Genomic DNA, 25216 nt, shown 5'->3' on the forward strand with positions numbered 1-25216 from the left:
CCCGGATCAACCAGCCAGAGCGTCTGGTCCGGGCTCCGAAGCGGATCGAGTACCTTTGTTTTGCCTGGTGGTGGGCCGGGCGGGGCTCGAACCCGCGGCCAAGGGATTATGAGGCCGCAAAATCACCCGTCAGGAGTAGAAACCACAGGTAGAGCGGCCAGCCGGAGGCCGAGCGGTCGCATCAGAGGCACTGTCCGATGCCAGTTCATGGACAGAACCATGGACAAACAGCCAGCGGGTCATCGTCGCGACCGAACATTGCTTCGAACGCTCGGTCTCCTCAGGGACGTCACGGCGGCGGCACAATCACGGTCTGTGTCTATGATGCATGGTGGCTGGCCGGAACCGAGCCCCCAACATCAGAGTGGCACGACGGCCACTGCCGCCGCAGAATTAGTCTTCGATACCAAGGAAGGCGCGAAACGCCTTGTGAACCGTAAGTCGTTGATCCAGTTCATTAGGGACCAGGCGTCGCGCCGCCACCTCGGCTCGCTTGAACTGCATCCCAATTTCTGGAAACTCAAAGTTGTCAACAGAAGTCTCAATGCCGAGAAATGATGACTCCACAAGCTTCCGTATGACGACTGACAACTTTTCGTTACTGATGCCCGCTATCGACAGGGACTCCATTATCTGACCACGCGTCCGGACAGCAGGTTCACCCAAGAAGCTGAACAGTGACTCCTCTAGTTCCGGTATCGTCACGCCATTTTCAACCAGGAGCGCCTCGTACGCGTATTGAGAGTACGTCTCAAGAGATGAACTGAAATCTGCGGCTTCTACCCTTGAATGACCTCGGTCAATAGCCCTCGCCACGGCAAGGTTGCAGAAATAGACCACGTCACGCGGGCGAGGAAGAACGCTAGAAACAATATATTCCTTGACTTCTATCCCATCAATCGAAGGACAGAAGTATTTCCCCCAAAGGTTCGAGATTGGAGCAGACTGGTCGCTATTATAGATAAATCTAGCCTCTACGACCTTCAGCAAGGTTTCTGGATCACGCCATGTAATAGTCGAAATTGGGAGCTTGTCTGGCTCCCGAGCTTCCGCCTTAAGGTAATTGAATATATCAGCCCTCAGAAAAACAGAGACAGTGAGCTTGACCTCATCTCGCCAATGGTCACTCCGACTGAAGTCAGCCACTAGTCGCCCTCGAGCAGTTAGGAGGCCCAGAATTAGCTGCGCAAGCACTCTAAAATTGGCTCCACGCTCCCAGCCCTTGTCCAGATTATCGATGAAAACTGCGACACGACGTTTCCCTTTTAAGACCGAGCCAAGATGATGTCGTAGTTCCGCAAGCGCTCTCATATGGAAGGCTTCATTAATAAAGTCACGGTCTAAGGTGGTTTTAATTCCAACATCCCTGACGTACGAAACAATAAACCCGAAGGCTTGTTGGAGTCGTACCGAAACGTCGTCGGACACTTTGAATGGCGCCGATTCTATATACTCTAAAAACCCTTTCTCCTCTGCAGTTCGGGGAACTGCGATAGGCTTTGCTTCTATAGCGGAAAAAACCTTCGCAGCTATTTCTGTTTGAACAATAAACCGCCATAGCGAGTCGAAAAAATACTCGTGTTGAACATCTGGAACCCCCGCTACCGCTTCAAGCATCGCCGGAAATTCGAAACCTGGCAACTTAATCAGAACGGCAAGGTTTGTTTTTTTTGCGTCGAGGTGGTCGAACGCCTGCGTGGCGTTCGCAGTCTTTCCCGTTCCCCTCTGGCCAACGAATATCGTGTCGCGCGATGCCACAACGTCCTCATAGGCGGATGTCTCAACGAAGTATTCAGCAAGTTCAGTGATCTCGTTCTCTGCGACATGCTCACCAAAGCGCAAGCCTGCTAACGTTCCGCGAAGGCTCTTTCGAGGAATTGACCATTCGATTCCCTCAATCTTAAGGGACTCGAGCCACTTCCGAGTAACGTCCACGCACTCGGCAGCAGTATCGTATTTTACTAGCTTCGTTTCGTAGTCAAATGGTGCAGCGTAGTCCTCTTCCGCCAGCATAAGGAGGGGAATTTCAAGCCCAGCAGCTATGCCAGCTACAAGTGCATGTCTAGAGTTATGACTTGCGGAACGACGCCGATATCGTCCAACGAAATGGACCAGAACACCTACAGCGTTGTTGATTTTTGGCGCATACCAGGTAATTGGCTCAAGGCTAGACTCGCTAGGGTCTGAAATAGTCACCTTTAGCCCTTGCTTCCGCCTCTCTTCGATCAGATTTGAGAGCCTGTAAGAAGCCTCAAAAGGCTCAAAAGTTGAGCAATAGAGCAGTGACCTCGCCGATTCAGGCTCACCAAAAGAAGGCTCTATGACGTCATCGAAGATGCAACCATGGCTGTCGTGTCCGGCAATTATCTGGTTACTCAACTCTTGACTATTTCGATAACCTGTGTATCCCACCGGGCTCAATATGCCGAGGGCTGCCCACGATGCACGCCATCTTGAGTCAGAACTGTCAAGGGCAATCCACACTGTCTTCCCGCGAGCAATCGCATAACCCGTTTCGAAAAGAACATTCTCAGATAGGAGCGTCAGGTCGAATATGCAATGTTGACTCCGGTCGATCTCCTGTAAGACATTTTCCACCACGAGGCGGCCTTCAGTCGCCATGTCTTCCCAAAGCGTGACGCGAAACCCCAATTCAGTCCTGAGCTTTTGAGCAGTCTCACGCATCACCTCCGCCCGGGTGGCAGGCTCCTGCGGATAGCCGAAAAACACCGAAGACAACAGCTGCTCCCAGTCCTAGTTGACGCGCAAAGTGACTAGCGACAAGCTAAGCGCGGCTTCCCAGCAAGAATGTGTCTGTGCGCGCCGCTCCATGCGCCCAGGCTACGCTCGATCTTCATGATGCGCCGACACGATGGGACAACGATGGATGATCTACGTCAGCGACTTTGGAACTATACGGCGGAACCCGAATGTAACCAACAGCTAGCGTTGTTGGATAATGGCGCACACGCCATCATACTGGAACAGTACAAGATCTACGTTGAAATGGCCGACAGGGCAAGTAGTCGGAGGAGTTTCGCAAACACCTTCTTTCTTACCCTAAATACGGCGATTTTCGGTGTAATGGCACATATTCTCCAAAGTGGGATTCCTGCCGCCACCTCTTGGGCACTTATTTTCCCACTTCTTGCCATCGTTGGCCAATGCGCGGCCTGGTTCCTCATTATCCGTTCGTATAGACAACTGAATAGCGCCAAGTACAAAGTTATCGGTGCACTCGAAGAAAGGCTGCCTGCATCACCCTACTGGCGCGCAGAATGGTACACGCTTGGCGAAGGAAGCGACCGGGCCAAATATTGGCCGCTGACACATCTCGAACAATGGATGCCGGTATTCTTTGGAGCCCTGTACGTGTCGGCTTTCATAGCTCTGCAGGCTTCCTGAGCGCGCCTATGGCCTCAGTGCGCGCCCACGCGTTTGAACCTGTTCGAATCTGAAGCAACTGGCGCTTCAGGTAAGTCGCGACAGCCGCCTTTGTTGACGTACCGAGCCGATCTCTGCCGCAAGCGCTCGCGCATGTTTGGCATGATGACTTACCTGCTCCGGCTCGCCTCGCGCCATGAACGCCGACACGAGATCGACTCGAAGACCCGTTTCAGCACGGGCGAACGTCGGGTCCAGGCGATCCAGAGCCGAAGTCAGCACCTCGATTGCCTCAAGCTCTCCGATGCGGGCGAGCGCGTGGCCGCGCCAGCGAGCGAGGTGCACGGCGTTCAGCGCGACATAAGGGCGGTCAGCGTCTGTGCCGCTCGCCGGGAGGAGCGCCGCCGATGAATCGAACGCGCGTAGGCTCGCCGTTCGCTGACCGCCTGCGGCGAGCGCTTCCCCGTACGCTGCCGCGAGCCAAGCTCGCAGCGGCCGCGGCGTACCTGCCCGCGCCTGGTCCTGCGCGGTGTGAAGTAGCTCGGCGGCTTGCGCGGTCTCACCTAGGTCGATCAGCACGAACGCTTGCTCAGCAGCCGCATGGACCTCAAACAGTTCGTTCCCAGACTCGCGCGCCGCGGCCCGAGCGCGCTCGTAGAACTGCCAAGCTGCCGATACCTGCCCCGCATCGAGCGCTTGCCAGCCGGCAAGGGTGTAGATCTCCGAGAGAAGCCCTGCCAGGTGTTCGCGCTGCGTGGGGTTGAGGCTGTGCCGCAACAGCCCGGTCACCTGGTTCGCCTTCATGGTCGCTTCCTCGTGAGCGACGACCGCCCCGAGTTGCCGGTCCAGTCGCCGGATGCCCGAGAGCTGCTCGTAGAGGAGGTCGACGACCTGTTTATCCACGCGCGCGGCCGTTCGCAGGCGGGCGCGCAGCTCAATCTCGCCGTCGTCCGGAATGGCACGGCTCGTCGGTGGTAACAGCAGTTCGCTGGCGGGCATACCGAAGATGCGTTCCAACAGCCGGGCGGTCGCCGGTCGGAGGCTTCCGAGAGGTCTGCCGTTCGGGCCTCTACCTGCCACGAGACGCTCAAGGTGGCGGAGGCTGAGCGTGCCTGGCTCACCGTGCTGCCGGGCGAACCGCTCGGCGTAGTCCGCGAACTCCTGAAGCGTCTGCCTCCGCACCTCGCGTATCTCGTGCTCAAGGACGGTGCGCTCCTGCCGTCCGCTGTCGCTGGTCCCCATATGTCGGCCTCGTGTCGGGTCAGTGTCGTGTCCTCGGCGTACCGCTGATTGCAAGCTGGTTTCAGTCTTGCACACGACATTGGCGCTGGTAATGGCGATTGGCCAGTTCGGGGAGATTAGCTGTGAAACACCGGAGGCGGCACTATGTGGTCTGGCATCGCTGCGAGCGCGATGGCCTGGAGCACGCCGTGACCGATGACGAGTTCGCGCACGGTCCGCAGAAACACGTGGGACTCTTTGCCGCCGCGTGCGGTCACACGGTGCGACCCGGCTCGATGCTCCTGCCGCCCGCGCGACCGTGCTCGCGCTGCCTCGCCCGTGTCGACGTGCTCAGACCAGGCCGGGTGAGTGATAGTCGCCCTGGCAAGCACCGTGGCCTCAAGGCCCCGGCCGTTCCGTCGAACCCCGAGGTCTCCCCCGGGCGGAACGGCCGGAGCCGACACCTTGCATCACCCCACCGCTGGGGCAGGGCGTCATGAGCACGCCCATGTTCCTTGCTCGCCCGCTGCCCGGCGTCGTGGGTGAGAGGCGGCGGATGTGCCACGTCTTCCCGGCGCCAGCCAGTGAGCGACCGCCTTCGACGTTGACCGCGCTGTGCGGCGCGTGGTTCGCGCGGGGCCAGCTCGAACTACTCGACGGACCGCGAGGCATGCCGTGCGAGCTGTGCCTCCGCACGGTCCCCCAACCGACCCAGCTTGGCGGCACCGATGACCGACCCGATGATCTCGATGCACATGTCGCCAGGATTGAACGGCAGTTGGACGAGCTGAGCCGGGCCGTCGATTCACTGGCCGATCTGCTGATCGTGCTGCGTGACAGCCTTGGCCGCAGACGACCGGAAACCTGCAGCTCAGCCGCCACGCAGGACCCGTCGTGACGGATCGACCGATGGTGGCGTCACAGCCATCGCCGACGGCGTTTCCGCTGGGTTGGAGGGGAGTGGTGATGTACCGGTCGTTTGATCCTGGCGGGCATTACGCGGCGTTGGACTCGGCTCAGTGGCTGACGATCAAGGCTGCGCTGGAGGGCGACGAGGCGCAGCGGGACGCGGCTCTGGACGCTCTCGGCGGGCTTGTGACCGACGAGTGGCTGGACTCGGAGCCGGAGCCGGACATGGTGGGTCGTCACCCGGAGCAGATTGGGGCAATGCGTGCGGCGCGTCAGGCATACGAGGACCGCTGGGTGCGGGAGCGGTGCGCGCTTGGTATCGGCATTCTCCAGCGTCAGCGCGACCAGGACCGGCCCTATGCCCCGCAGCAGCTCGATTCGGCCGGGCGGAACCTGCTCATGATCGCTACCGAGTTCCTGCACCTTGCCCGGAGCCGGGACGACGATCGTGAAGTGGAGGCCAACTCGTGACCCTTGGCCCCCACCCATCGCGGCCACGCCCGGCGCCCAGGTTCCAGGTCGACGCGGACAAGCCCGAGTACGTCTGGCAGCAAGTGTTTGACCACCTCGTACAACGGATCGAGGCCGGGCAATTTGAGCGTCGCCTGCCCAACCGCGAGGTGCTCGCCGCTGAGTACGGGGTCTCGCTGCACAGCGTGGCCCGCGCTGTCCGGGCGCTTGCCGAGCGCGGTCTCGTGGTCACGTTACGGGGCAAGGGGACATACCTGACGTGAAAGGTATTCCGTGACGTGTGACGGGCCTCCCATGCCTCTGCCGACGATAGGCGCCCAGCGCTCGTGGCTCGGTGAATGACGGGTACACCTGAACGCGTCACACCCGTCACGATGCGGTATTCGCACAGGTCAGGGAGCCGCCGAACCCGTCACGCCGGGTGTGACGGCGTGACGGGTCTGCGGGCGAGGGTGTGACAGGTCAAGCTTCAGCCTCCGTCATCCCGCTCCGTGCCAACCGCACGCTCGTCACAGTGCGCGGCGATGGCGACGCGCAGGTCGGCCATGTGATAACCGCGCACCTGCCGCACGGTGCCGTCCTCGCCTGCAACACGGGCACGGTCCGAACGACAACCCAGCTCGCTCATCTGCCGCCCGAACGCGTTCGGCTCGACGTCCAGCGCGTCAATAAGCTCGGCAGTCGGCACGAACTCGCGCCCCTGGCCGTGCTCGCCGAGGTAGTTGACCACCGCCGACAGCGGTTCCGGTAGCGCTGGCTGTGCCGCACCTTGCGCAGGTGGCGCGCTGATCGCCTTAGCAGCTGCCGCCGAGTCGAGCAGTAGCTCCGCATCCTGTCCCGCAGCGTGCCCGGTCAGCGTCCCCGCGGCCTCGCGCAGGCCACGGCCACGACGGCAGATCTCCAGCCAGTCCTCCCCCGGCATGTAGTAGGTGCGCACAATCATCGCGAGTACGTCCGCCCCGGCTTGTGTCTCGCCGTCCGGTCGCAGGATGCCCACACCCTTGTGCGACGGGAGCAGGCGGCTGCTGTCGTAGCCTCGGGTGTTCATCTGCTCTCCCAGCACGATGTTGCTGTCTCGCCAGTCCATGACTCGCAACGCGAACCGCGAGCCGAGTACGGCGCGCAGGCCGGACGGGATGGTCTTCGAGTCGGGCCGCTGTGTAGCCAGCACGAGCACGATTCCCGCTGCTGGTGCCTTCTTCGCCAGCCACGTCAACAGATCGCCGATGTACTCCCCTGCAGTGAGCTTCTTTCCTTGCACATCGACGGGTGTCCGGTCCTCCAGGGGCACTTGCACCTCATCAATGAAGATCGCCGTCACGGGCATGTTGAGCGAAGCATCCCGCGAGATCGCGGGCGTGATCTTCGATTCCGGACAAATCTCGTCATCGAGTTCGCGCATCCTCCGGTATCGGCTCTGTACCTCGGAGACCAACTCGACCAGCCAGTCTTTCAAGGCGAGCACGTGCTCGGCGTCGTCGCCGGAGAGGAAACGGTGCGCGACCTGCTCGGCTGCCATCCAGTCCTTGCCGGCTTTGAAGTCCGCGACGTACAACCGGGTGTACGGGTCGAGAATCAGCCCGGCTGCCGCGAGGCGTGTCGCGAAGGTCTTGCCCTGTCTGGGAATCGCGCCCACCAGCAGCGAGGTCCACACCAACGGCAGGTCGATCCGCCGATCCCGCGCGTCTCGCCCGAACGGCACCGCTCGCCACGCGTCCCACTGCCGCACACCGAGCAAGGGCGAGCGTAACGGTGGTGTTGCGTACGGGTCCTCGTCGGCAACCCACATCGACACTCGCCCCGCGTGACCACCGTTGCCGCGGACCCGCTCGACGATGAGCTGAATCTCATCCACTGCCAGTGCTGACGCCAGCGCCTCCCGATTCTTGACCACGTCAGCGGCCTTCCGGGTCGCCGGAAGGTCCACAGTGACCGCCCAGCCGTCGCCGACGCGAGTGGCGCGCTCAACCAACCGTAGCGTCTCGTCCTTGCCGATGAGCTTCGCGTCGCGGAACGCGTCCACGAGTACCTGCGGGTCCATCGTCCAGGTCAACGTTCGCGGTCCCGCGAGCGAGGGTTTCCTGCCGGGACTTCCGTCCTTCTGCCTACCGAGAACGGCCAGCGCCACGGATGCCACAGCACCGGCTATCCACAGAGGACGCTCTCCGTAAAGGAAGCCGACGAGGACACCCACCAGCACGAGCGCCGCGAGCACCGCAGTCGTCACCTTCCACCGGAACAACGTCAGCTCGCGAATGTCGCCGAACTTGTCGGCCAGCTTCTGTGATTCCTCGGCTGCCTCGCGGTAGTCGCGCACGACGACCCACCGCCGCCACAAACGAGCAGCCGTGACGATCCCACGGACGACAGCGCCGAGGAAGCGCCGCGGTGAACGCAGCAGCGCCGCCGTCCAGTCCTTCACGGCCTGCGTCGCCTGAGGCTTCGTCTTGAGGCTGCGAGGCACCCGGGGTGAGGATTGCCACCAGCGCTTGAACCGACGACGCCACGATGTCCGCACGGCGGCGAACGGCTGGTCTTCGACCAGTTCGCCGTCGAGGATCGGTTCCGCCTCGGCAAGATCTCGTGAACGGGTCCTGCCCAGCGCAGAGCCGTCGCCGTTCACGGACTCCGAACTCCAGCTCATGCGCGGCTACCCCCGGAAACGACCTCAGCCGCGAGTGTCTCGGCAAGACGCGACGAAAGGCCCCGCGAACACCCGGTCACCTGGCGGACCCACGCCGGGGACACCACGACATCGGACGTCCACGCTTGACGTGCCTCGTCCAAGTAGTCGTGGAACAGTTTGCGCCGGGCTGGCGTTGGCTGCTTGCGTACCGGCTTGTCCGACCGTTCACGGCCGTGCGATGCCGCTTCCGTGAACGCCACATGCACGGCCTCGGTGAGCTTGTCACGCAGATCCGTCACGGCCTCGGTGGCCACGAACACCAGCAGCGGCGGGACCGAGTGCAGCACGATTCCGGACAGCGAACCGGCCGCGTAGGGCTCCCAGGTGTTCATGACGTACGTTGCCGCCAGCGTGAACCACTTCGCTCGTCTCACCCACGGGCCTGTCGCAACCTGGTAGCGCGCGGTTACCTGTTCGGCTCGCAGGATCGCCAGCAGCACCAGCGAAACCGTCGGGTCGAGCAGCCAGGCCGCGAGCCACGGCAGCGACCACGCAGCCGCGCCCCCGGCCGCGAATGCCTGGACATTGGTCATCGTGAACGCCAAGCCGAGCACGATCCCGGCCCAGCAGAGTCGATCTACCTGCGTCCGGACGCGCTCGACACGAAGCGCCACGACGTCCGGCGTGGTCTGTTGCGAACGCAGCTCCGCTGCCTCGGCGGCTTCCCGGGCAAGCTGCTCCACGTTGCTGGCCGGCCGGTTCACCAGGCCGGGTGGCCGCCCGGAGGCGGCCACCCCTTCCCTGCCCTGTCGTTTCGGACTCATCGACGGTCACCCCGCCGCTTCGTCGTGTCCATCGACGTGACCGTCAACGTCCGCGTGAGGACGTATGCGGCAAGCAGATCCGGAAGTGCGAGCACCACGATCAGCAACGTGGTGTTCCCCGGGTTCGTGACGACCAGCCACTGAACGCCGACGAACGCCGCCGCCATGAACACGACGCGTCCGACAAGTGAGACCGCACGCGCACTCGCCCGTGCCACCTCGGCTGCCTTGCGAGCCCGCCGCGTGCCCATGCGCCAGACGAGCACCAGCGCGAGCAGCACGCCCGCGCCCGCCGTGATCTGCGCGGGAGTGAGATCGACCGTCATTCCGGCTCGCCTCCCCACACCCCTCGGTTGACGTGTCGCCACTTCCACACGCGGTAGACCTCGCGGCGGTCGTACTCGGCGAGCGCGCCCCAGATCCCGACCGTGTCGGCACCGGCCGCACGCAACTCCAGTTCGAGGCACTCGCGGATCACCGGACAGCCCGCGCACGCGGCGGAAGCGAGCGCCCGGTCTGGGTCCGCTTCACCGGAAAGGTCCGGCATCGTGTCCCGGTCGAAGACCCAGAAGCACAGGCCATCCCGAGTCACGACCTCGCAGAGGACGTCATCGGGAACATCCGCGAGGTACTCCAGCCCCTCGGCGATCTCGTCGTAGTCGTCGCGGTTCATCGCGTATCACCGCCCGCAAGCCGGGCGATGTCCCGAGCGACACGACGCTCCGCGAGCATCCGCGCCGGGTCGACGCAGTGTCCCGACTCGGCCGCCTCTGTGATCAGCCGGTCGAGCGCCGCAGCGGGGATGACGTAGCGGTATCGGACACGGACCGCAGGAAAGGTGTCTTCCCTGATGGCCCGGTAGAGGGTGGACGGGTCGACGCGGAGCAGCCGCGCCGCTTCTCTGACTGTGTAGAACACCGGCGTACCGGCATTTGGCATAGGGGTATCCATGAATGAATTCCTTCGTACAATTTCAGCTTAGTTTTGAGCTAATTTCAGCTTGAATAGAGACAGTATGTGGCCCGTTCGCGCGAGTCGATCCCGCGGAATGACAATGAAGCGCTAATCTCGGCGCGGAGGCGGACCACGGAGGAATTGGTGACCGAGGACTGGGCTGCGGTCGCGCGCGCGATCAGCGAGCGCATGAACGATCTCGGACTGCGTCAGCGGGAGCTCGCCGAGCGCTCGCACGTCTCGCAGGCGATCGTTCGCGAGCTCCAACACCGCACGGTCGAGCGCCGGCGCAGCGCCCGGACTCTGGAGGCACTCTCGCTTGCGCTCGAGTGGCATCCCGGCCATCTCGCGGCTGTGCTGGCGGGGCGGAAACCCTTGAGTCCCGGGGAGACGGGCGACACGACGATGGACGAGGTACTCGCGCGCCTGACCGCGATCGAGGGCCGACTGGAAGAGATCACGAGACGGCTCGACGGCATGGCGGACCGCGTGACACCCGTCGTCAGCAATGCCGCGCAGGGCCGTCCTCGGTAGCTCCGGAGTTCCATTGAGGTCTTTGTTCATGACCCCAGGAAACGGCAGCGCAAGCCTTATTCGCAGGTGGCAGAAGTTAACCAGTCCGCCATTAACTACCATTAACCTTGCAGGTCAGAGCGGCTATCGAGGCGGCGATATCTGATGGCCTCGGCGACCAAGTTGCAGAAGGTCCGAAAGGACGAACTCGGCTACAAAGCCGCCGACGTCATCGGTCTTCTGACCCGGCGCGCGGACGCTCTCGGTATTCCCGTGATGGACGCGAGTAGCCTCAAGACGAAGCTTTCGCGCTGGGAGAACGGTCATGATCAGGTCAATGAGCCGTACCGGCGACTGTTCAGGGACATCTACGGGCGGACGAACGATGAACTCGGCTTCCCCGACGATGACGAAGACGACGAGGTCAGCGAGTTGCGCTCACAGTTCGCGCTCGCGCGCAGCGTCGACGCGGGTGCAATCGAGGCGTTCCGGCAGCAGGTAGACAGCGCACGTCGCTCGGACCGACGATTCGGCGGGATCGTCCTGCTCGACCAGCTACGGCACCTGATCGAGCAGCTCGACGGCTTGTTGACACACAGCACAGCGCGCGGGCAGCGAGAGGGGTTGGCGAGCGTGCTCGTCGAGGCGTCGACGCTCGCGGGTTGGGTGGCTCTCGACCGCAACGCGGTCGGCCAGGCGTGGGGGCACTACGAGCGCGCCAAGACTGCCGCTCGAGAGGCCGGCTCAGCAACGATGCTCGCTCACGCGCTCGCGGAGCAGGCTTTCGTCTTGATCGACATCGATGAGACACAGCACGCAGTCGAGCAGCTCGAACACGCGCGCTCACTCGCCGAACGCGAAGCCTCGCCACTGTTGCGAGCGTGGTTGGCTGCCGCCAGCGGCGAGGGCTTCGCGGCGACCGGACGGCAAGCGGACGCGCTACGTGCTTTCGACGCTGCTGACGCGCTGCTGCCAGCCGACCCGCGAGACCCAGCGCTGCCATTCCTGTTCTTGGGTGACTCCCACCTCGACCGCTGGCGAGGCAACGCACTCGCCAAGCTTGGTGAACCGGACGCCGTGGAACAGCTGACCACCGCACTCCCCCGTCTGCCCGCCGCGTTCGTGCGTGCCCGGGTCGGCATGCTGGTCGACCTCGCCTATGCACACGCGGCAGCAGGCGACCGCGACGAAGCCCAGCGCTACACGCGCCAGGCACGGCAGCTCGGCAAGCAGATCCGCTCCGACCGACACCTACGGCGGCTCAGTGGCCTGGTCCTGCCAACTGGACGGTCACGCAGTCCGTGAGTTCAGGAAGTAGAGCAAGGCGACGAGGGTGCCCGAGCCGAGAAGTTCCTGCCGCTGCGCCAGCTCGTTCACCCGCGACAGCGGCACCCACTCGACACGCCCGACTTCTTCCGTGTCAGTCGGCTCGCCAATACGCTCAGCACCTCGCCACAGGTAGATGTCCATCGGGGCCGTGACCTGGCCGGGCAGCGGCTCGAAGCTCACGAGGTGCTCACCCTCCCCCGTAGGCTGCCAGCCGCTCTCCTCCGCGGCCTCGCGCGCGGCCGTCGCCGCCGAGTCCTCGCCATCGTCCACCAGCCCACCGAGCAGCTCGTACCCCCACTGCTGGGTGGCGAACCGGTACCGCCACAGCATCAGCGCCTCGTCACGCTCGTTGACCACCAGGGCGATTGCGATGCGGGCGAGGTGCACGACGTGGTACTCCCAGCGCTCCCCGTTCGGGGCCTGCACGTCCGTCAGGCCTAGCTTGACCCAACGGTTGTCGTAGATCAGCCGCTCGCCGAAGATCTGCCATGCACCATGTTCGTCAGCCACGGCCACAGCCTAGTCACCGCGTTAGCGCAAGATCTGCCGCCGGGACCAGCCTGGCGCGTCCGAGAAGCCAACGGCCCCTTGTAGCTCTGCGGGCCGCGGTGCTGAACAAGCCGACACCACTCACCAACGTCCGGGTCAACTTTTAAGCCAGACCGTAACACCTTGCCCGTGGTCGTCGATTAGCTATATCTAGCCAGGTAGGAACTACAACCGCGAGGTGAGAGCTTGAGTCGTCAGTGACAAGAAACCAGCAAGCTTAGCGATATTCGCGATATGGAAAGTCTGCCGCTGCGACGACGGAACCCACACATTTTAGGATGATGAAACGTGCTCGAATCTGTCACAATTAGGCGTTTTAAATCTTTGGAGCACGTTGAAATACCCCTTGGCAATATAACTTTAATTGTGGGACCTAACAACGCAGGCAAGAGTAGCATTCTCCAAGCTATCCAGTTTGCAGTTTCAGTTGCCCAGAGCCTGCAAATGGACGGAGTTTCAAAATGGTCCAATGATAGCCTAACCGGCACCTTATCAACCGAACAACTCGTGTACACACCACTACGGGACGTTCACGCACTTGCAGCGGGTGGAGCACTACGCCAAGGCGCCGCGAGAGCGATCAATGTGGAATTTCACGACCCCGACCAAGGGTCAACATCGATCTCAGTCAGTCGAGGAAAGAATAAGAACATTGCGATTTCAATAGCTGGACGCACATTGGGTGAACGACTCGAGAATCTTGAGGCACCTTTCAGTGTTGTAGCGCCAGGCCTAGCTGGAATTCCGGCAGTGGAAGAATACCGGACTCCAGGAATTGTACGTCGTGCCGCAGCTCGCGGAGACGCCAACAGCGTCTTCAGAAATGTGTTGTGGACTTTGAAAAGGGATACCCCGGCCTGGGAACGATTTCACAACTCACTGAACGAGATCTTTGATGACGTCGAACTCGATGTGCAATTCAATGAAAACACAGATGAGCATATCCAGGCATGGGTCAGACGGAATTCAGCGTGGCTTCCCATCGACTCCGCTGGCACCGGAGTCCTACAAGCTATCCAGGTTCTATCATACATCGGCGTCTACAAGCCGAATCTGCTAGTTCTTGATGAACCTGACTCCCATTTGCATCCCGACAACCAGCGGAAACTCGCGCGTCTAATCGATTCAATGACCTTAGATGGCGATTTGCAGGTCCTAATATCAACTCATTCCAGCCACCTTCTTGACGAGTTTGGAAAACTCGACACATCACTCCATTGGATCAGCAGTGGCGAACTCAAACCGGAAAGTTTTGATAGAGTAAGTGCGCTTCTAGAACTTGGCGCCCTGGATATCGGTGACCGCCTTCGAAACGGACAGTCTTCAACTGTAGTGATTACAGAAGACACTAAGACGAAGCCTATTGAAGCTCTGCTTTTATCATCAGGTCACGAACGCGAAGAATTTGACATCTGGTCGTACGCGAGTTCAAGCAAAACTGATTCAGCAATCGTACTCGGTAGATTTATCAAAGAAACCTCACCCGGAACTCGAGTTATCATCCATCGAGACCGAGACTACCTCGATGATGAGGAATGCGCCATCTATACGGGTAAAATCACTGACGCCGGGATTGACGTATTCATAACCTCCGGAACAGACACCGAGAGCCACTTCCTCAATGTGTCGCATTTAAGAACCGTCTATCCGGAAATAGACGACGACACCCTGAAAGACTTGGTTGCACGCGCAACACAAGAAGTCGGACAAAAATCGGTGGAAATGATGATAAACAAGCGTATTGAGCTAGCAAATCAACGTAAGCGTACCTCAGACTTTCCACAACCTAGTCCCGGATCAATCAGCACGGCTGCAACGTCCGATTTCGAGGGAGACCCAGAAAGATATCGACACGGCAAGAAAACCCTTGCGATTCTCCGCAAGAGTATACAGGATAATCACGGGCTGAATAGGAACATTATCAGTCCGTCTTCAAGCTTGTCAGTCGAAGACCTGGAGCCAAGGAAAGCGTGAGCGTTAGCAGCTCATTCTAGGTTGCTCGCTACAAACGACGATTCGGCATTCGAGAGCCAAGAATCTCTGCTGCCTTTCGGTCGGCTGCCGCAACCCAAGCAGCATAGACACGGAGGGTTGTCGCTCCGCCTCCGCCGTGCCCGAGACGTCCTGCCACCGTTCGCAGGTCGATTCCTGCCGTCAACAATTCCGTGGCCGAGTAGTGGCGTAGCGCATGGAGGTGTGTCTTGATGCCGAGTCTGGTCGCCATTTTCTTGTAACGGTTTGACACAGCGTCCGGCGGATACGGCCTGTCGAGGTCACCACGCATGCCCACGAAAACATACGAATCTTCGTTCCAGGTCGCCCCCAGCGCCGCGTACATCTTCTGGCAGCGCTTCTTGTGCTCGCGCAGCAGCACGGTCGTTTCCGTGTCGAGCGCGATGCGGCGCATCTGGTGCGTCTTCGTGTCCTTCTCCCGGCCGACACCACGCAGCGTCGTATAGCTACTGCGAACCTCGACAATGCCCTCGTCCAGGTCGACGCGAGACCAGCGCAGCGCGCACACCTCGCCCCGGCGCATTCCGGTCGTCATAACGAGCCACACCAGCGTGCCCCACGCCTCGTCCAACTCGAACGCCTTCTCGACCAGCTTCGCCGCCTGTGCTGGTGACGGCGGATCGGGCTGCGGAGCAGCCTGACGTGGCCGCTGCGCGACCTTCGCCGGGTTCGAGCTGATCCAGTCCCAGCGAACCGCCGCATTCAGCACACCGCTGATGATCGAGTGGATCTGGCGCACCGTGGATTGCGCCATCGCCTTGCATTCGTGCGGCTTGCAACCCGCTTCCTCGCAGTCGTGCTCGCCCTCGCCCTTGTGCTCGATGAACGGCAAACCGTCGCAGCGAATTCGGCAGCGGCGCAGCTCGCCGTACAGCGTTTCAAGATTCCGGGCGCTGAGCTTGCTCACCGAAACATCGCCGAGAGCAGGCCGGATCGTGCGGTCGATATGACCGACGTACCCATGCCTCGTCGTCGGCTCGATATCGGCCGTCCGCAGCCACTCGTCAATGGCGTAGGAGAACGACACGGACGTGCTGGGCGAGCGCTGCCTGTCGACCTGCGATTGCAGCTTTGTCATGACCTTGTCCGCACGCCGGTAGGCAGCCCTGTCGGTGCCCTTGACGGTTTCCGACAGGTAGATCTCCTTGCCGGTCACCGGATCGACGCCCGAGTACACGCGCACCTGCAAGGAGCCGCCCCTGCGGCGGATGTTGCCGCGCCCGCGACGGTCGCTGCCCTCTTCTGCCCTGGTCATACGAACAGCGTCCGGGGTACACGGCTCGCACGTCAACGCGAAGCCCATGGACCCGACCATGGACAAGTGATCTTGACGAAGACGCCGCCGAGAGGTTTTGCCTGGTCAAACCGTGTGGGCCGGGCGGGGCTCGAACCCGCGGCCAAGGGATTATGAGTCCCCTGCTCTGACCAACTGAGCTACCGGCCCGGGAATCGTGCGGGCCGCCGTGCGGCGGTTCCGCGCTCCCCCGGACTGGGCCCCATACCCGCGAGCCCAGNTCCCCTGCTCTGACCAACTGAGCTACCGGCCCGGGAATCGTGCGGGCCGCCGTGCGGCGGTTCCGCGCTCCCCCGGACTGGGCCCCATACCCGCGAGCCCAGCGAGATGAAACTATAGCCTGTCGCCATCGCACCCGGTGCCACTGCCAGTTGATCGGCTCGACTGGCGTCCGGGGGACGCGGGACAGGACACTGCCGGTATGCAGAAGTTCTCGCTCGACGCCCTCGCCCGCGAGCTCCTCAAGCGCGCCGTCGGCTCTTCGTCCGGCCGCACGGCGGAGACCGTGTACGGCGGACACGAGCACATGCTCCGCCAGACGGCCGTCGCGCTGACCGCCGGTAACACCCTCGCCGAGCACGACAGCCCCGGTGAGGCGACCCTGTTCGTGCTGCGCGGCCGCGTCCGGCTCCACGCCGGGGACGTTTCGTGGGATGGAATCCACGGCGACCTCATCGTCATCCCGACTGCCCGGCACAGCCTCGAGGCACTCGAGGACTCCGCGGTGCTGCTGACCGTCGTCAAGACTATCTGACGACGCCGACCGCAGCGCGCAAGGAGAAACGCCGGTTTCGGCTACCTGCCGCGTTCCTCCCGCATCTGACGCACCCACCCGCGGCCGACAACCGAGGCTGGGCTCGGACCCGCAGCCAAAGACTGTTGTCTCCGCTCCGGAGACCGAGCTACCGGCCCAGCGGGACCAATTCAGCGCGTCCTCATCGTCCCCCGGAGCCGGACCCCTGCCGGTACACGGGCCGGCGACGGCAGCGACCGCGAGACATCGCCGCATGAGTGGGCAGCGCCGGATCGGTAGACGCCCACTCAGATGCACGTTTGCCAGTTACGGAGCGTTGCTGTTCGGATCAGCCGGCAGCTGAAACGCCAGGTCACCTGCCTGGGTCGTTCCTTGGCCATAGCCAGGGGCAGAGCTGGAGCGGATCGTGACACGCCGGCCGTCAGCGGAACAGAATGACGACCACGCCACCCGCGAGGACGAGCGTGGAGGCACACCAGAAGACCCTGCCGAACCGTTCGTCCCCGGCGACGAACATGGCACTGAGCGCGCTGGTGAGCAGCGGCGCCGTCGCGACGAGGGCCGTCACGTAGGCGACGAACATGTGGGACACGGCCACGAACAGGGTGAGCTGTGCTGCCCCCATCAGCACCGACGCGGCCAGGAGATCGCGGTGAGCCGTACGAAGGAGTCGCACATGGGAGCCGATCCCCTGCCGGCCGACGGCCGCCATGGCCACCCAGCCACCTGCCACCGAAACGAGGGTCGCCACGACGATATCCCGGTGCTCGATGACCGAGGCCGCCCGCACGACATCCGAGACCGCGAACGACAGCGCCGCGCCCACACCGTAGAGCAGGCCACGGGATGTCGGTCCGTGTCGCCGCCTGTCCGTCGACAGTCCCAGCGCGGCCATCCCTGCGACGATGAGCAGGATACCCAGCAGCGGTAGCTCGCTCGGGACAGCCCCGAACGCGACCAGCGCCAGCGCGACGACGAACATCGGCGAACTGTTCTTGACGAGGCTGGCGCGGGACGGGCCCATCCTGCTGATCGACTCGTACAGCCACCACCGGCCTAGGTAGGAGCCGAACACCCCGGCGAGGGCATACAGCAGCAAGGCCGTGCCCGTCGGCCACGGCGTGCCGAGGTAGAGCTTGATACCCAGCAGGATGGGCCCGAATATGACGAGGTTGAACCCCAGCGTCACGGCTATCGCGTCGGACCCAGCGGTCCGGCTACTCGCCCGCCGGCTGAAGATGTTCGCCGACGCGAAAAGCAACGCGGTCAGCAGGGAGAACGCGACACCCACAGCATCCGCCCGCTAGCTACCCATGAATTCGGGCAACCACAGCGCGAGCTCGGGGAACACCAGGATCAGGACCATCGCGACGGCGTCCAGGGCCAGGAACGGAACAGCTGCCCGGACGATCTGACCCAACGTGGTTCCCTTCGGGGCGACCCCCTGCATCACATAGAGGTTCATGCCAAGCGGCGGCGTGGTCAGCGCCATCTCGATGTTGAGCAGGAAGAGCACCCCGAACCAGATCGGGTCGTAGCCGAGTTCCGTCACCACCGGGATGAACACCGGCAGGGTGATCATCATGATCCCGATCAAGGACATGAATCCACCCATGACGAACACGACCGCCATCATGGCGATGACGATGATGATCGGTGCTGCGCCCAGGTTGACCGCGAAGTCGACGAAACCCTGCGCCGCCCCGCTGAAGGACAGCAGCTGGCTGAAGGTGGTCGACGCCGCCACAATGATCAAGATCATGCCGCTGTTGCGGACAGTGCTCAGCACCGAGCTTCTGACCACCTCCGGCGTGAGCCGACCGTACACGGCAACCAGGATGAACGCCCCGACAGCGCCGAGCGCCGCCGCCTCCGTGGGCGTGGCCACGCCGAGCAGGATGACCCCGACCGTCAAGAACAGCAGTGCGCTGATCGGGACAACGTAGACGGCGGTATCACGGACCTTCTTGCCCAGTGACGTGCTCGCGACGTCGTACGGCGGGGCGACGGACGGCTGCATCGCCGAACGGATGACGATGTAGCCGCCATAGAGCACCGCCATCAGGATTCCGGGAATGATGATGGCCAGGAGTAGCTGCCCGATCGAGATCTCCCCGATCGCACCGAGCACGACGGCGAGGCTGCTCGGCGGGATCATCAGCGCCAGGCCGCCACTGCCCAGGATTGGACCCAGGCTCATCGACTTCCCGTACTTCCTGGCTTCCATCTCGGGCGTCAGCACACTGCCGAGCATCGCGGTGCCTGCCGTGCTCGTCCCGGTGAGCGCGGAGAAGGCGGCACCCGCGGAGACCGCGAGCAGCCCCAACCGTCCCGGAAACCGGCCCAGCCACTGGTCCAACGCAGTGATCACATTCTTGGCCACGCCCGACCGGAACGTCACCTCGCCCATCAGGATGAACATCGGTATCGGCAACAAGACCAGCGACGACAGCGAGCTGCTGATACTCAGGACGAGCTGTTCGGAACCCGTGTAGCCATACAGCCAGAGTATGCCTACCACGTTCAGCAACGCGAATGCGAGAAAGATCGGCATCCGAGTCAGCATCAGCGTGACGAGGATTCCGAACGCCAGCGCAAGAATCCAATACCATTCCACAGAAGCGACCTCGTTACACGTCGAGGAAGGACACGACACTAATTCTCGCGCGCGCCCTGACGCGCTCCCGCACCCATCAAGGCTCGCCCGGCATTGCGGAGGAACTGCACCGTCAGCAGCAGGGTCCCCACGCCGACCACGGCCGTCAACACTCCTCGCGGTAGCCGCAGCGCCGTGTTCGTCACGTAGGAAGCCTCGAACATCGAGCCGGTGACCGCGGCGGCGTGCCACGACATGAACCCGAAGACCGCCGCGCCCACAATGGACGTCACCACATCCATGCCTCGCTTCGCACCAGGCGGCAAGGGCAGGAAGTCGATCGCGATATGACCTCCATCGCGCAGTAGGCGGGGTGCCGAGAACATGGCCAGTACCAGCACCATGTACGAGCTGAGCTCCATGACTCCGGTGATCACGAAGTTGAACAGCTGCCGGCTCACGATGGAGGTCACGATGGCCAGCGCGGACAGAGCCAGTAACAGCCCGCTGAAGTACCAGAGGAGGTCGATCAACCTGTCGAATGCCCTGCCTATCACGTTGAGCACCTTCATCTCACCTCCTCCGCAAGGCGGTCCACGCGGCCTTCGGCACCCCGCGGTCGACTACTTCGAGAGCAAGTCGCGCAACTTCGGCGCGACGTCCGGCGCGATCTCCTCCTGCTCCGCCCATGCCGCGGAGTACGCGGTATCGACATACCACTTCGCGAGGTCCGGCGGCAACGAGTAGAACTCGACGCCGGCGTCCTTGATCTCGGTGCGGGCCTCGGCAAGATCTTGCTGCCGTGACTCGTAGGTCTGCATCTCCGCGGCCGAAACGGACTCCGTGACGGCGCGTTGCTGCTCGGCACTGAGACCGTTCCAGCTGTCCTGGTTCATGATCAGCACGACCGACGATTGATAGTACGGCTCGTCGATGACGTAGTCGGCCAACTCGTGCCACCCGTTCGCGATGGCACCTTCCAAGGGTTGGCCGGCGAGGCCGTCCACCACGCCACGTTCGAGCGCCGTGTAGTTGTCCGGGACAGCCACACTCTCCAGAGGCGCCCCCCAACCTTCCACCGCGGCGCGGGCTCCCGCGGCGCTTCCGATGACGGTCGACCGGAAGTCTTCCTTACTCGTGATCCGCTTGCCTCGCAACCAGGTGAAGAAGAAGTTCTCCTTCTGCGGCTGTACACGGGCGATGTACTTCAGCCCATGCTGCTGGTGCTGTTCGTCGAAGAACTCGACGGCTCCGTTGTTGCGCTCCTCTTTCGGTGTGTAGTCGGTCAGCGTCCACGCACCGGCGCCGGGGACGACACTGGCGTACGCACCGACGTAGATCATCGCCGCGTCGACGGTTCCCCGTTGGACGGCCAGCCCTATGTCGGATGGCGACATGGTGTCCGGTCCGCCGCGCCACTCGAAGCTCAGTTCGGTCTTCTGCTCGACGGCGCCCCAGAAGTTCTCCTTGACCCTCTTGACTTCCGGGTGAGAGCCAGGCTGGAACGAGACCCAGGACAGCGTCTGCTCCCCGCCGCTACCCGCTGCTCGTCCACCGTCGCCGCATGCGGCCAAGCTTACGCAAATCGCAGCCGTGAGCGCGGCCGCTATAACTCGTTGGTGTGACTTCATTGTCATTCGTCCCTTCTCGCCCAAGGACATTACAGGCTCAAGTCGGCCATGAGGTCTCGGACCTTGAAGTCGTCCTCCTTCATGACCCGATTGATCGCAGAATCCACCTTGTCCTCGGGAAGCACGCGCACCGCGTTGTGCCGGAACTTCGCTACCAGCGCGTCGTCCGAGAACTCGAAACCCGGGTGGTCGGTCCCCCAGGCATACTCGGCTTCGGCCGTGTAGGTACGCCCCCGGGCGGTCACCTCTATCCGACCGTGATTCTTCCGTGGGTCGTCGAGCGGTCCTTCGAGGTACTTCGGATGTACCTCGTAGCTCACCTTATCCATAAAGGACAGGATGTCCGGATCGCGCATGACATCGGGTTCCTGCCACTCGACGCCTACCTTCACGCGATGCGCGGCGACCGCGAAGATGTAGGCGATGGAGAACTGCGCATCGACAGGAGTCCTGATGTCCCTGTTCTGGAGATGCGGCTGCTCGCCGTAGGGGTTGCCAAAGGTTTTGACGCTGTCCACGTCCGCTGCCCGGAGACCGTGCTCGTCGAGCAGGTCGTAGAAGAGATCGAGCGACGTGTGGACGAGACGGCAGCACGGATACGGCTTGTACTGCTGCTCCTGCAGCAACCAGTCCTTCCCGAGCCGATCGGTGACCCGCTCGGGATTCCACGTCTCCGAACCGGTGAATCGCCAGAGGCCCGTGTCACCGTCGAACAGCGTCAGATCTCCGAGGTAACCGGACTCGGCGAGGAAGCCGGCGACGACCGCGCCGGTCGACTGCCATCCCGCCGTTCCGTACTTGGTATCCGCGGTCGGAAGGCTGTGGGAGAATTTCGCATGCGTGGGGACCTGCGCGTGGTGCCCGGCGAGGCTGATCGCGTGCGCCATCCGATCCGGGTCGAGATCGAGCAGGTGACCGACGCCCGCGCCCGCGCCCAAGTTGTAGCGCGACCCGCCGTAAGCCGGCGTCCATCGATAACGGTAACCGTCATCGTCCTTGACCGTCTGGAGCAACGGGGACATCCCCTTGCTGATGCGAATACCGATCTCGTGCGCCACCGCCAGCGCCGTGATGAGATCCTGACCCGTGCCATCCACAGTTTCCGCGACGGCCAGCGGAGCTGGTATCACATTCGGCGAGATGTGTCCGCCAGGCTGGTACAGCGCATCGTAGTCGAGAGCGTTGATCAACTCGCCCATGGCGAGAGCCGCGCTCGTGGGTGCGACCCTGGTGCCCATTCCGACCACGGTGGACTCAGACGCGCCCCCGAGTCGCCGGGCAAGGGAGACGATGCGCTTTCCCTTGTCGACGGACAGCGCCGCGAGGGCGCAGCCCAGCGAATCAAGCAACGTTCGCCTGGTCTCGTGTACAACGCGCTCCGGCAGGTCCTGATACTTCGGCCGGCACGCGAACTCGGCCAGCTCCTCCAACGTCTTACTGGTCACAGTCCTGTCTCCTCCTTGTGGGTTCGAACGTCCCGTCGACATGGTCTGCGCATCAGTCGCGGCGGTCCACGTTGTCGTGCACTCGTGCCCGCAACTGCGCGGCATCGACACTGTGCAGGCTCGCCCCATCCGCGAGGTCGATGGCGTTCGCCGCGGCAGCACCCATCGCGATACACGGACCCATGACGCGAACACTCGACAGCGCGGCGACATCACCGTCGACGCAGCGGCCCACTGCGACAAGATTGTCCGCATCAGGCGGAGTCATGCTCCGGAAGGGAACGTAGTGTACGTGTCCTTCACCGAAGGTGTGGAAGATGTGGCTGTCCTGCTTATCATGAAGCTCGATCGCCCACGCGGTGCGGGCGACGGCGTCGTCGAACTGCTCCCCCGCCAGCACCTCCTCCAGGGTCAGCTGCTTGGCACCGACGATCCATCGGGTCTGCCGGATGCCCAGCTGCCCGTACGACCGCACCGACGCACGTCCGAACGCGTCGGGGAACTCCTTCTGGAGGAACTGGATGGCCTTGTCGGCTTGGCTCTTTCCCTCGAGGCCTCTGCTCACGATCTCGGTGGGGTGCAGTGGTGTCTCGACGTGGGTCATGTTCACGAGTGCGGTGCCTCGGCCGGGGAAGCTGAAGGCGAAGCCTTCCCTTCGCAAGAGCCCGTAGTCGGCACCGACGGCTTTCAGCCGGTCCGCGATCGTTGTGCGGTCCGGGCTGCGGTCGATGTCGACGCCCTCGATGACGACCATCTGCGAGCCGAACACGTTGCCTTGAGCCGGTGTCCTGCACGGCAGGCCGGCGAGGTAGGTCAGGGCGGCATCGCCTGACGCGTCGACGAAGTAGTCGGCTTCGATGTGCACGTCTCCGAAGCGGGTCGCGAAATGGAGCCCGGTGACGCGCCGCCCGTCGGTGTCCACGGCCTGAAGGATCGCGCCGAGCAGAGGGGTGATGTTGTCCTCACGCGCCACCGCGTTCTCGACCCAGCGACCGAGTGCCACTTCGTCGTAGAGCACGGTGGTCCACTGCCCACGCCGGTAGTGAATGGCGCCTTGAGAGTCCAACTCCCGCAGGATCTCGTCGGCGATCCCATGGGTGAACTGGTAGTGCTGAGAGGGATCCGGCCCGTTGGCGAACAGGCCGCAGAACGTGCCGACGATGCCGTTGACGGCCTGCCCGCCGAGCGAGGGCAGCCCGTCGACGAGAACAACGCTGTGCCCAAGCCGTGCCGACTCGATCGCAGCGGAGACTCCGCCGATACCGGCGCCGAGAACGCACGTATTAGCTCGGAGTTTCCACGGCCCGGATCCGCTTTCCCTGGCAACGACGCGCGTCTCTGTCTTCGCCTCGTCGAGCCGCCGGATATCCAACTTCTTTGCCATCAATCCCGTTCCTTCAAGCTTGCCGCGATGTACGCGTGGCGCGGGCCCGCGCCCTCGAGCGCCGGGCCGGTGTGGTGCTCTCCGGAAGCTAGCACCCTCGGTTCTGATAGCGAAACTATGTGCCGCTATGCGGACCGACACGGCCCGCAGCGTTGCGGTGACAGGGCATTGGCTGGGTACGATCGCAGCGTGAACCCCAAGGCGGAGACACTCGGCTCGCTGAACCGGGCACTCGATGTGCTGGAAGCATTCGACAACGAACACCGGACATGGGGACTCACCGCGCTCGCGCGCGAACTCGGTCTCGGTAAGCCGACCCTGCACCGGCTCCTGCGGAATCTCGAAGTTCGTGGATATGTCCGGCAGGATCCCGAGAGCAAGTTGTACCGGCTGGGCTTCCGAACGATCAAAATCGGCCAGGCCGCACTGGTCGAGACGCCCAACGAGCTCGTCATGCCGTACTTGCGTGAGCTGACCCGGTCACTGGGAGAACAGTCGACCTTGTGGGTGCCGGACGGGCTGGAGGCCGTGTGCGTCGCCAAGGTCCCGGGGACGCGAAGGTTGCGCGCACACACGGATCTCGGTGCACGGGAACCAGCGGTGTTGTTGGCGAGTGGCCGCTGCCTGCTCGCGCACTACCGGGGCAACCTGGAGGAACTGCTCGGTAGTAAGTACGCCGATCTGAGACGGGTGCTTCAGCGGATCCGCAAGACGGGCTACGAGATCAGCTACGGCGATCGCTGGCCTGACATGTGCGCCGTCGCGGCACCTGTGTTCGATCACGACGGCCACAATAAGGGCGCCATCGCCTTCTCCGCGGCCACGAGTCGGATTAACGCGGACATGCTCACCGAGACGGTGCATGCCGTCCGAGAAGCGGGCATGAACGTATCCACGGCCATGGGCGCGCCCGACGAGGTGCTCCGAGTCTTCACCTCGGTCGCGCCCGATGTGCACCGTCACCTACGGCGCAAGCAAGCCTCCACCTCGAAGGCATCGCGGCCACCAAGGTAGTACGCATCGTGAACCACGGTCGCCGATCACTGCGTCTCTACGACCTCACACGGTGAGTCACGGCGCGACATGGACGACGTCGTCACCGAGGACACCGGCGCGTGAAGTGGCGGGATCCGGGAACGCTCGACCGATCATCGGCGGGTGATCACGGAGGCCGCTCAGTTCAGGCAGCCTCGTATCGCACGGACGTAGGCTTCCGATCGATCAGAGCCGATGAGACCCGACGCCATCTTGTTCATCATGTAACTGATGGTGGTGCGGGGGGTCTGTCAGATGAACGGTGGATCTGATCTTGGTGGTTC

The 25216-nt window shown here is 62.8% G+C and carries 24 protein-coding genes and 1 tRNA gene; 9 read left to right on the forward strand and 16 right to left on the reverse strand.

What is annotated here, in order from left to right:
* Positions 1-393: 393 nt before the first annotated feature.
* Complete coding sequence (locus JAP66_RS31225; RefSeq protein WP_372449031.1) at positions 394-2730, reverse strand: P-loop ATPase, Sll1717 family; 2337 nt, start codon at positions 2728-2730, stop codon at positions 394-396.
* A gap of 126 nt (positions 2731-2856) precedes the next feature.
* Here JAP66_RS31225 and JAP66_RS31230 point away from each other — a divergent pair, with 126 nt between their 5' ends.
* Positions 2857-3405 carry a RipA family octameric membrane protein gene (locus tag JAP66_RS31230; RefSeq protein WP_199435479.1) on the forward strand — a complete coding sequence of 183 codons (549 nt, stop codon included), beginning with the start codon at positions 2857-2859 and terminating at the stop codon, positions 3403-3405.
* A 66-nt stretch (positions 3406-3471) separates the two neighbouring features.
* On the opposite strand, the gene JAP66_RS31235 is transcribed toward JAP66_RS31230, so the two are convergent.
* Positions 3472-4626: an NsdA family TPR-like regulatory protein gene (locus JAP66_RS31235; RefSeq protein WP_199435480.1), complete on the reverse strand. Its 1155-nt coding sequence runs from the start codon at positions 4624-4626 to the stop codon at positions 3472-3474.
* 475 nt (positions 4627-5101) lie between these two features.
* Between JAP66_RS31235 and JAP66_RS33115 the strand changes: the two genes are divergently transcribed.
* From JAP66_RS33115 to JAP66_RS32590, 3 genes are all read left to right on the forward strand, one after another.
* On the forward strand, positions 5102-5503 hold the full coding sequence (locus JAP66_RS33115; protein ID WP_307849799.1) for a hypothetical protein: 402 nt from the start codon (positions 5102-5104) through the stop codon (positions 5501-5503).
* A 68-nt stretch (positions 5504-5571) separates the two neighbouring features.
* Complete coding sequence (locus JAP66_RS31245; protein WP_210770827.1) at positions 5572-5985, forward strand: hypothetical protein; 414 nt, start codon at positions 5572-5574, stop codon at positions 5983-5985.
* Positions 5982-6248, forward strand: a complete 267-nt coding sequence (locus tag JAP66_RS32590) for a winged helix-turn-helix domain-containing protein (protein ID WP_199435482.1) — start codon at positions 5982-5984, stop codon at positions 6246-6248. The genes JAP66_RS31245 and JAP66_RS32590 overlap by 4 nt, the downstream gene beginning before the upstream one ends.
* Before the next feature lie 206 nt (positions 6249-6454).
* On the opposite strand, the gene JAP66_RS31255 is transcribed toward JAP66_RS32590, so the two are convergent.
* Genes JAP66_RS31255 through JAP66_RS31275 form a run of 5 tightly spaced genes read right to left on the reverse strand, consistent with a single transcriptional unit; the run spans position 6455 to position 10386 of the window.
* On the reverse strand, positions 6455-8629 hold the full coding sequence (locus tag JAP66_RS31255; protein WP_372449030.1) for a cell division protein FtsK: 2175 nt from the start codon (positions 8627-8629) through the stop codon (positions 6455-6457).
* Positions 8626-9435 carry a hypothetical protein gene (locus tag JAP66_RS31260; protein ID WP_235999795.1) on the reverse strand — a complete coding sequence of 270 codons (810 nt, stop codon included), beginning with the start codon at positions 9433-9435 and terminating at the stop codon, positions 8626-8628. Before JAP66_RS31260 ends, JAP66_RS31255 begins: the two co-directional genes overlap by 4 nt.
* On the reverse strand, positions 9432-9761 hold the full coding sequence (locus tag JAP66_RS31265; RefSeq protein WP_199435484.1) for a hypothetical protein: 330 nt from the start codon (positions 9759-9761) through the stop codon (positions 9432-9434). The genes JAP66_RS31260 and JAP66_RS31265 overlap by 4 nt, the downstream gene beginning before the upstream one ends.
* Positions 9758-10108: a WhiB family transcriptional regulator gene (locus JAP66_RS31270; protein WP_199435485.1), complete on the reverse strand. Its 351-nt coding sequence runs from the start codon at positions 10106-10108 to the stop codon at positions 9758-9760. The genes JAP66_RS31265 and JAP66_RS31270 overlap by 4 nt, the downstream gene beginning before the upstream one ends.
* Positions 10105-10386 (reverse strand): helix-turn-helix domain-containing protein, encoded by a 282-nt coding sequence (locus tag JAP66_RS31275; protein ID WP_199435486.1) that lies wholly within the window; start codon positions 10384-10386, stop codon positions 10105-10107. The genes JAP66_RS31270 and JAP66_RS31275 overlap by 4 nt, the downstream gene beginning before the upstream one ends.
* A gap of 147 nt (positions 10387-10533) precedes the next feature.
* On the opposite strand from JAP66_RS31275, the gene JAP66_RS31280 reads away from it, so the two are divergent.
* Both JAP66_RS31280 and JAP66_RS31285 read left to right on the forward strand, forming a co-directional pair.
* On the forward strand, positions 10534-10923 hold the full coding sequence (locus JAP66_RS31280; protein ID WP_199435487.1) for a helix-turn-helix domain-containing protein: 390 nt from the start codon (positions 10534-10536) through the stop codon (positions 10921-10923).
* A gap of 144 nt (positions 10924-11067) precedes the next feature.
* Positions 11068-12207 carry an NsdA family TPR-like regulatory protein gene (locus JAP66_RS31285; RefSeq protein ID WP_199435488.1) on the forward strand — a complete coding sequence of 380 codons (1140 nt, stop codon included), beginning with the start codon at positions 11068-11070 and terminating at the stop codon, positions 12205-12207.
* Here JAP66_RS31285 and JAP66_RS31290 read toward each other — a convergent pair.
* Complete coding sequence (locus tag JAP66_RS31290; protein WP_199435489.1) at positions 12193-12741, reverse strand: NUDIX domain-containing protein; 549 nt, start codon at positions 12739-12741, stop codon at positions 12193-12195. The two genes, JAP66_RS31285 and JAP66_RS31290, sit on opposite strands and share 15 nt — an antisense overlap.
* A 327-nt stretch (positions 12742-13068) precedes the next feature.
* Here JAP66_RS31290 and JAP66_RS31295 point away from each other — a divergent pair, with 327 nt between their 5' ends.
* Complete coding sequence (locus JAP66_RS31295; RefSeq protein ID WP_199435490.1) at positions 13069-14754, forward strand: AAA family ATPase; 1686 nt, start codon at positions 13069-13071, stop codon at positions 14752-14754.
* A gap of 28 nt (positions 14755-14782) precedes the next feature.
* Here JAP66_RS31295 and JAP66_RS31300 read toward each other — a convergent pair whose 3' ends face one another.
* Positions 14783-16048: a site-specific integrase gene (locus JAP66_RS31300; RefSeq protein ID WP_199435491.1), complete on the reverse strand. Its 1266-nt coding sequence runs from the start codon at positions 16046-16048 to the stop codon at positions 14783-14785.
* 115 nt (positions 16049-16163) lie between these two features.
* Positions 16164-16237: transfer RNA gene (locus JAP66_RS31305), tRNA-Ile, on the reverse strand.
* Positions 16238-16508: 271 nt separating this feature from the next.
* On the opposite strand from JAP66_RS31305, the gene JAP66_RS31310 reads away from it, so the two are divergent.
* Entirely contained in the window at positions 16509-16841 is a 333-nt protein-coding gene (locus tag JAP66_RS31310) for a cupin domain-containing protein (RefSeq protein WP_199435492.1), read from the forward strand.
* A gap of 421 nt (positions 16842-17262) precedes the next feature.
* Here JAP66_RS31310 and JAP66_RS31315 read toward each other — a convergent pair whose 3' ends face one another.
* From JAP66_RS31315 to JAP66_RS31340, 6 genes are read right to left on the reverse strand one after another with little or no spacing between them, the layout of a single operon-like run.
* Complete coding sequence (locus JAP66_RS31315) at positions 17263-18132, reverse strand: EamA family transporter (protein WP_199435493.1); 870 nt, start codon at positions 18130-18132, stop codon at positions 17263-17265.
* Positions 18133-18144: 12 nt separating this feature from the next.
* Positions 18145-19458, reverse strand: a complete 1314-nt coding sequence (locus tag JAP66_RS31320) for a TRAP transporter large permease (RefSeq protein ID WP_199435494.1) — start codon at positions 19456-19458, stop codon at positions 18145-18147.
* Between the two features lie 38 nt (positions 19459-19496).
* Positions 19497-20009, reverse strand: coding sequence for a TRAP transporter small permease (locus tag JAP66_RS31325; protein ID WP_199435495.1), 513 nt, complete (start codon positions 20007-20009; stop codon positions 19497-19499).
* 51 nt (positions 20010-20060) lie between these two features.
* Positions 20061-21068, reverse strand: a complete 1008-nt coding sequence (dctP, locus tag JAP66_RS31330; protein WP_199435496.1) for a TRAP transporter substrate-binding protein DctP — start codon at positions 21066-21068, stop codon at positions 20061-20063.
* Between the two features lie 29 nt (positions 21069-21097).
* Positions 21098-22513: an MmgE/PrpD family protein gene (locus tag JAP66_RS31335; protein WP_199435497.1), complete on the reverse strand. Its 1416-nt coding sequence runs from the start codon at positions 22511-22513 to the stop codon at positions 21098-21100.
* A 52-nt stretch (positions 22514-22565) separates the two neighbouring features.
* Positions 22566-23897, reverse strand: coding sequence for an FAD-dependent oxidoreductase (locus tag JAP66_RS31340; RefSeq protein ID WP_235999806.1), 1332 nt, complete (start codon positions 23895-23897; stop codon positions 22566-22568).
* A 189-nt stretch (positions 23898-24086) separates the two neighbouring features.
* On the opposite strand from JAP66_RS31340, the gene JAP66_RS31345 reads away from it, so the two are divergent.
* On the forward strand, positions 24087-24911 hold the full coding sequence (locus JAP66_RS31345; protein WP_199435499.1) for an IclR family transcriptional regulator: 825 nt from the start codon (positions 24087-24089) through the stop codon (positions 24909-24911).
* Positions 24912-25216 lie beyond the last annotated feature (305 nt).

It is taken from the genome of Qaidamihabitans albus (assembly GCF_016464705.1).
GTDB classification, from domain to species: domain Bacteria; phylum Actinomycetota; class Actinomycetes; order Mycobacteriales; family Pseudonocardiaceae; genus Qaidamihabitans; species Qaidamihabitans albus.

Bases quoted from the DNA above. Each gene is read 5' to 3' on its own strand.
- JAP66_RS31260 (WP_235999795.1), bottom strand. From the start codon at position 9,435: ATGAGTCCGAAACGACAGGGCAGGGAAGGGGTGGCCGCCTCCGGGCGG.
- JAP66_RS31340 (WP_235999806.1), bottom strand. From the start codon at position 23,897: ATGGCAAAGAAGTTGGATATCCGGCGGCTCGACGAGGCGAAGACAGAG.
- JAP66_RS31285 (WP_199435488.1), top strand. From the start codon at position 11,068: ATGGCCTCGGCGACCAAGTTGCAGAAGGTCCGAAAGGACGAACTCGGC.
- JAP66_RS31270 (WP_199435485.1), bottom strand. From the start codon at position 10,108: ATGAACCGCGACGACTACGACGAGATCGCCGAGGGGCTGGAGTACCTC.
- JAP66_RS33115 (WP_307849799.1), top strand. From the start codon at position 5,102: ATGAGCACGCCCATGTTCCTTGCTCGCCCGCTGCCCGGCGTCGTGGGT.
- JAP66_RS31310 (WP_199435492.1), top strand. From the start codon at position 16,509: ATGCAGAAGTTCTCGCTCGACGCCCTCGCCCGCGAGCTCCTCAAGCGC.
- JAP66_RS31245 (WP_210770827.1), top strand. From the start codon at position 5,572: ATGTACCGGTCGTTTGATCCTGGCGGGCATTACGCGGCGTTGGACTCG.
- JAP66_RS31325 (WP_199435495.1), bottom strand. From the start codon at position 20,009: ATGAAGGTGCTCAACGTGATAGGCAGGGCATTCGACAGGTTGATCGAC.
- JAP66_RS31265 (WP_199435484.1), bottom strand. From the start codon at position 9,761: ATGACGGTCGATCTCACTCCCGCGCAGATCACGGCGGGCGCGGGCGTG.
- JAP66_RS31255 (WP_372449030.1), bottom strand. From the start codon at position 8,629: ATGAGCTGGAGTTCGGAGTCCGTGAACGGCGACGGCTCTGCGCTGGGC.
- JAP66_RS31230 (WP_199435479.1), top strand. From the start codon at position 2,857: ATGATGCGCCGACACGATGGGACAACGATGGATGATCTACGTCAGCGA.
- dctP (WP_199435496.1), bottom strand. From the start codon at position 21,068: ATGAAGTCACACCAACGAGTTATAGCGGCCGCGCTCACGGCTGCGATT.
- JAP66_RS31300 (WP_199435491.1), bottom strand. From the start codon at position 16,048: ATGACCAGGGCAGAAGAGGGCAGCGACCGTCGCGGGCGCGGCAACATC.
- JAP66_RS31235 (WP_199435480.1), bottom strand. From the start codon at position 4,626: ATGGGGACCAGCGACAGCGGACGGCAGGAGCGCACCGTCCTTGAGCAC.
- JAP66_RS31275 (WP_199435486.1), bottom strand. From the start codon at position 10,386: ATGGATACCCCTATGCCAAATGCCGGTACGCCGGTGTTCTACACAGTC.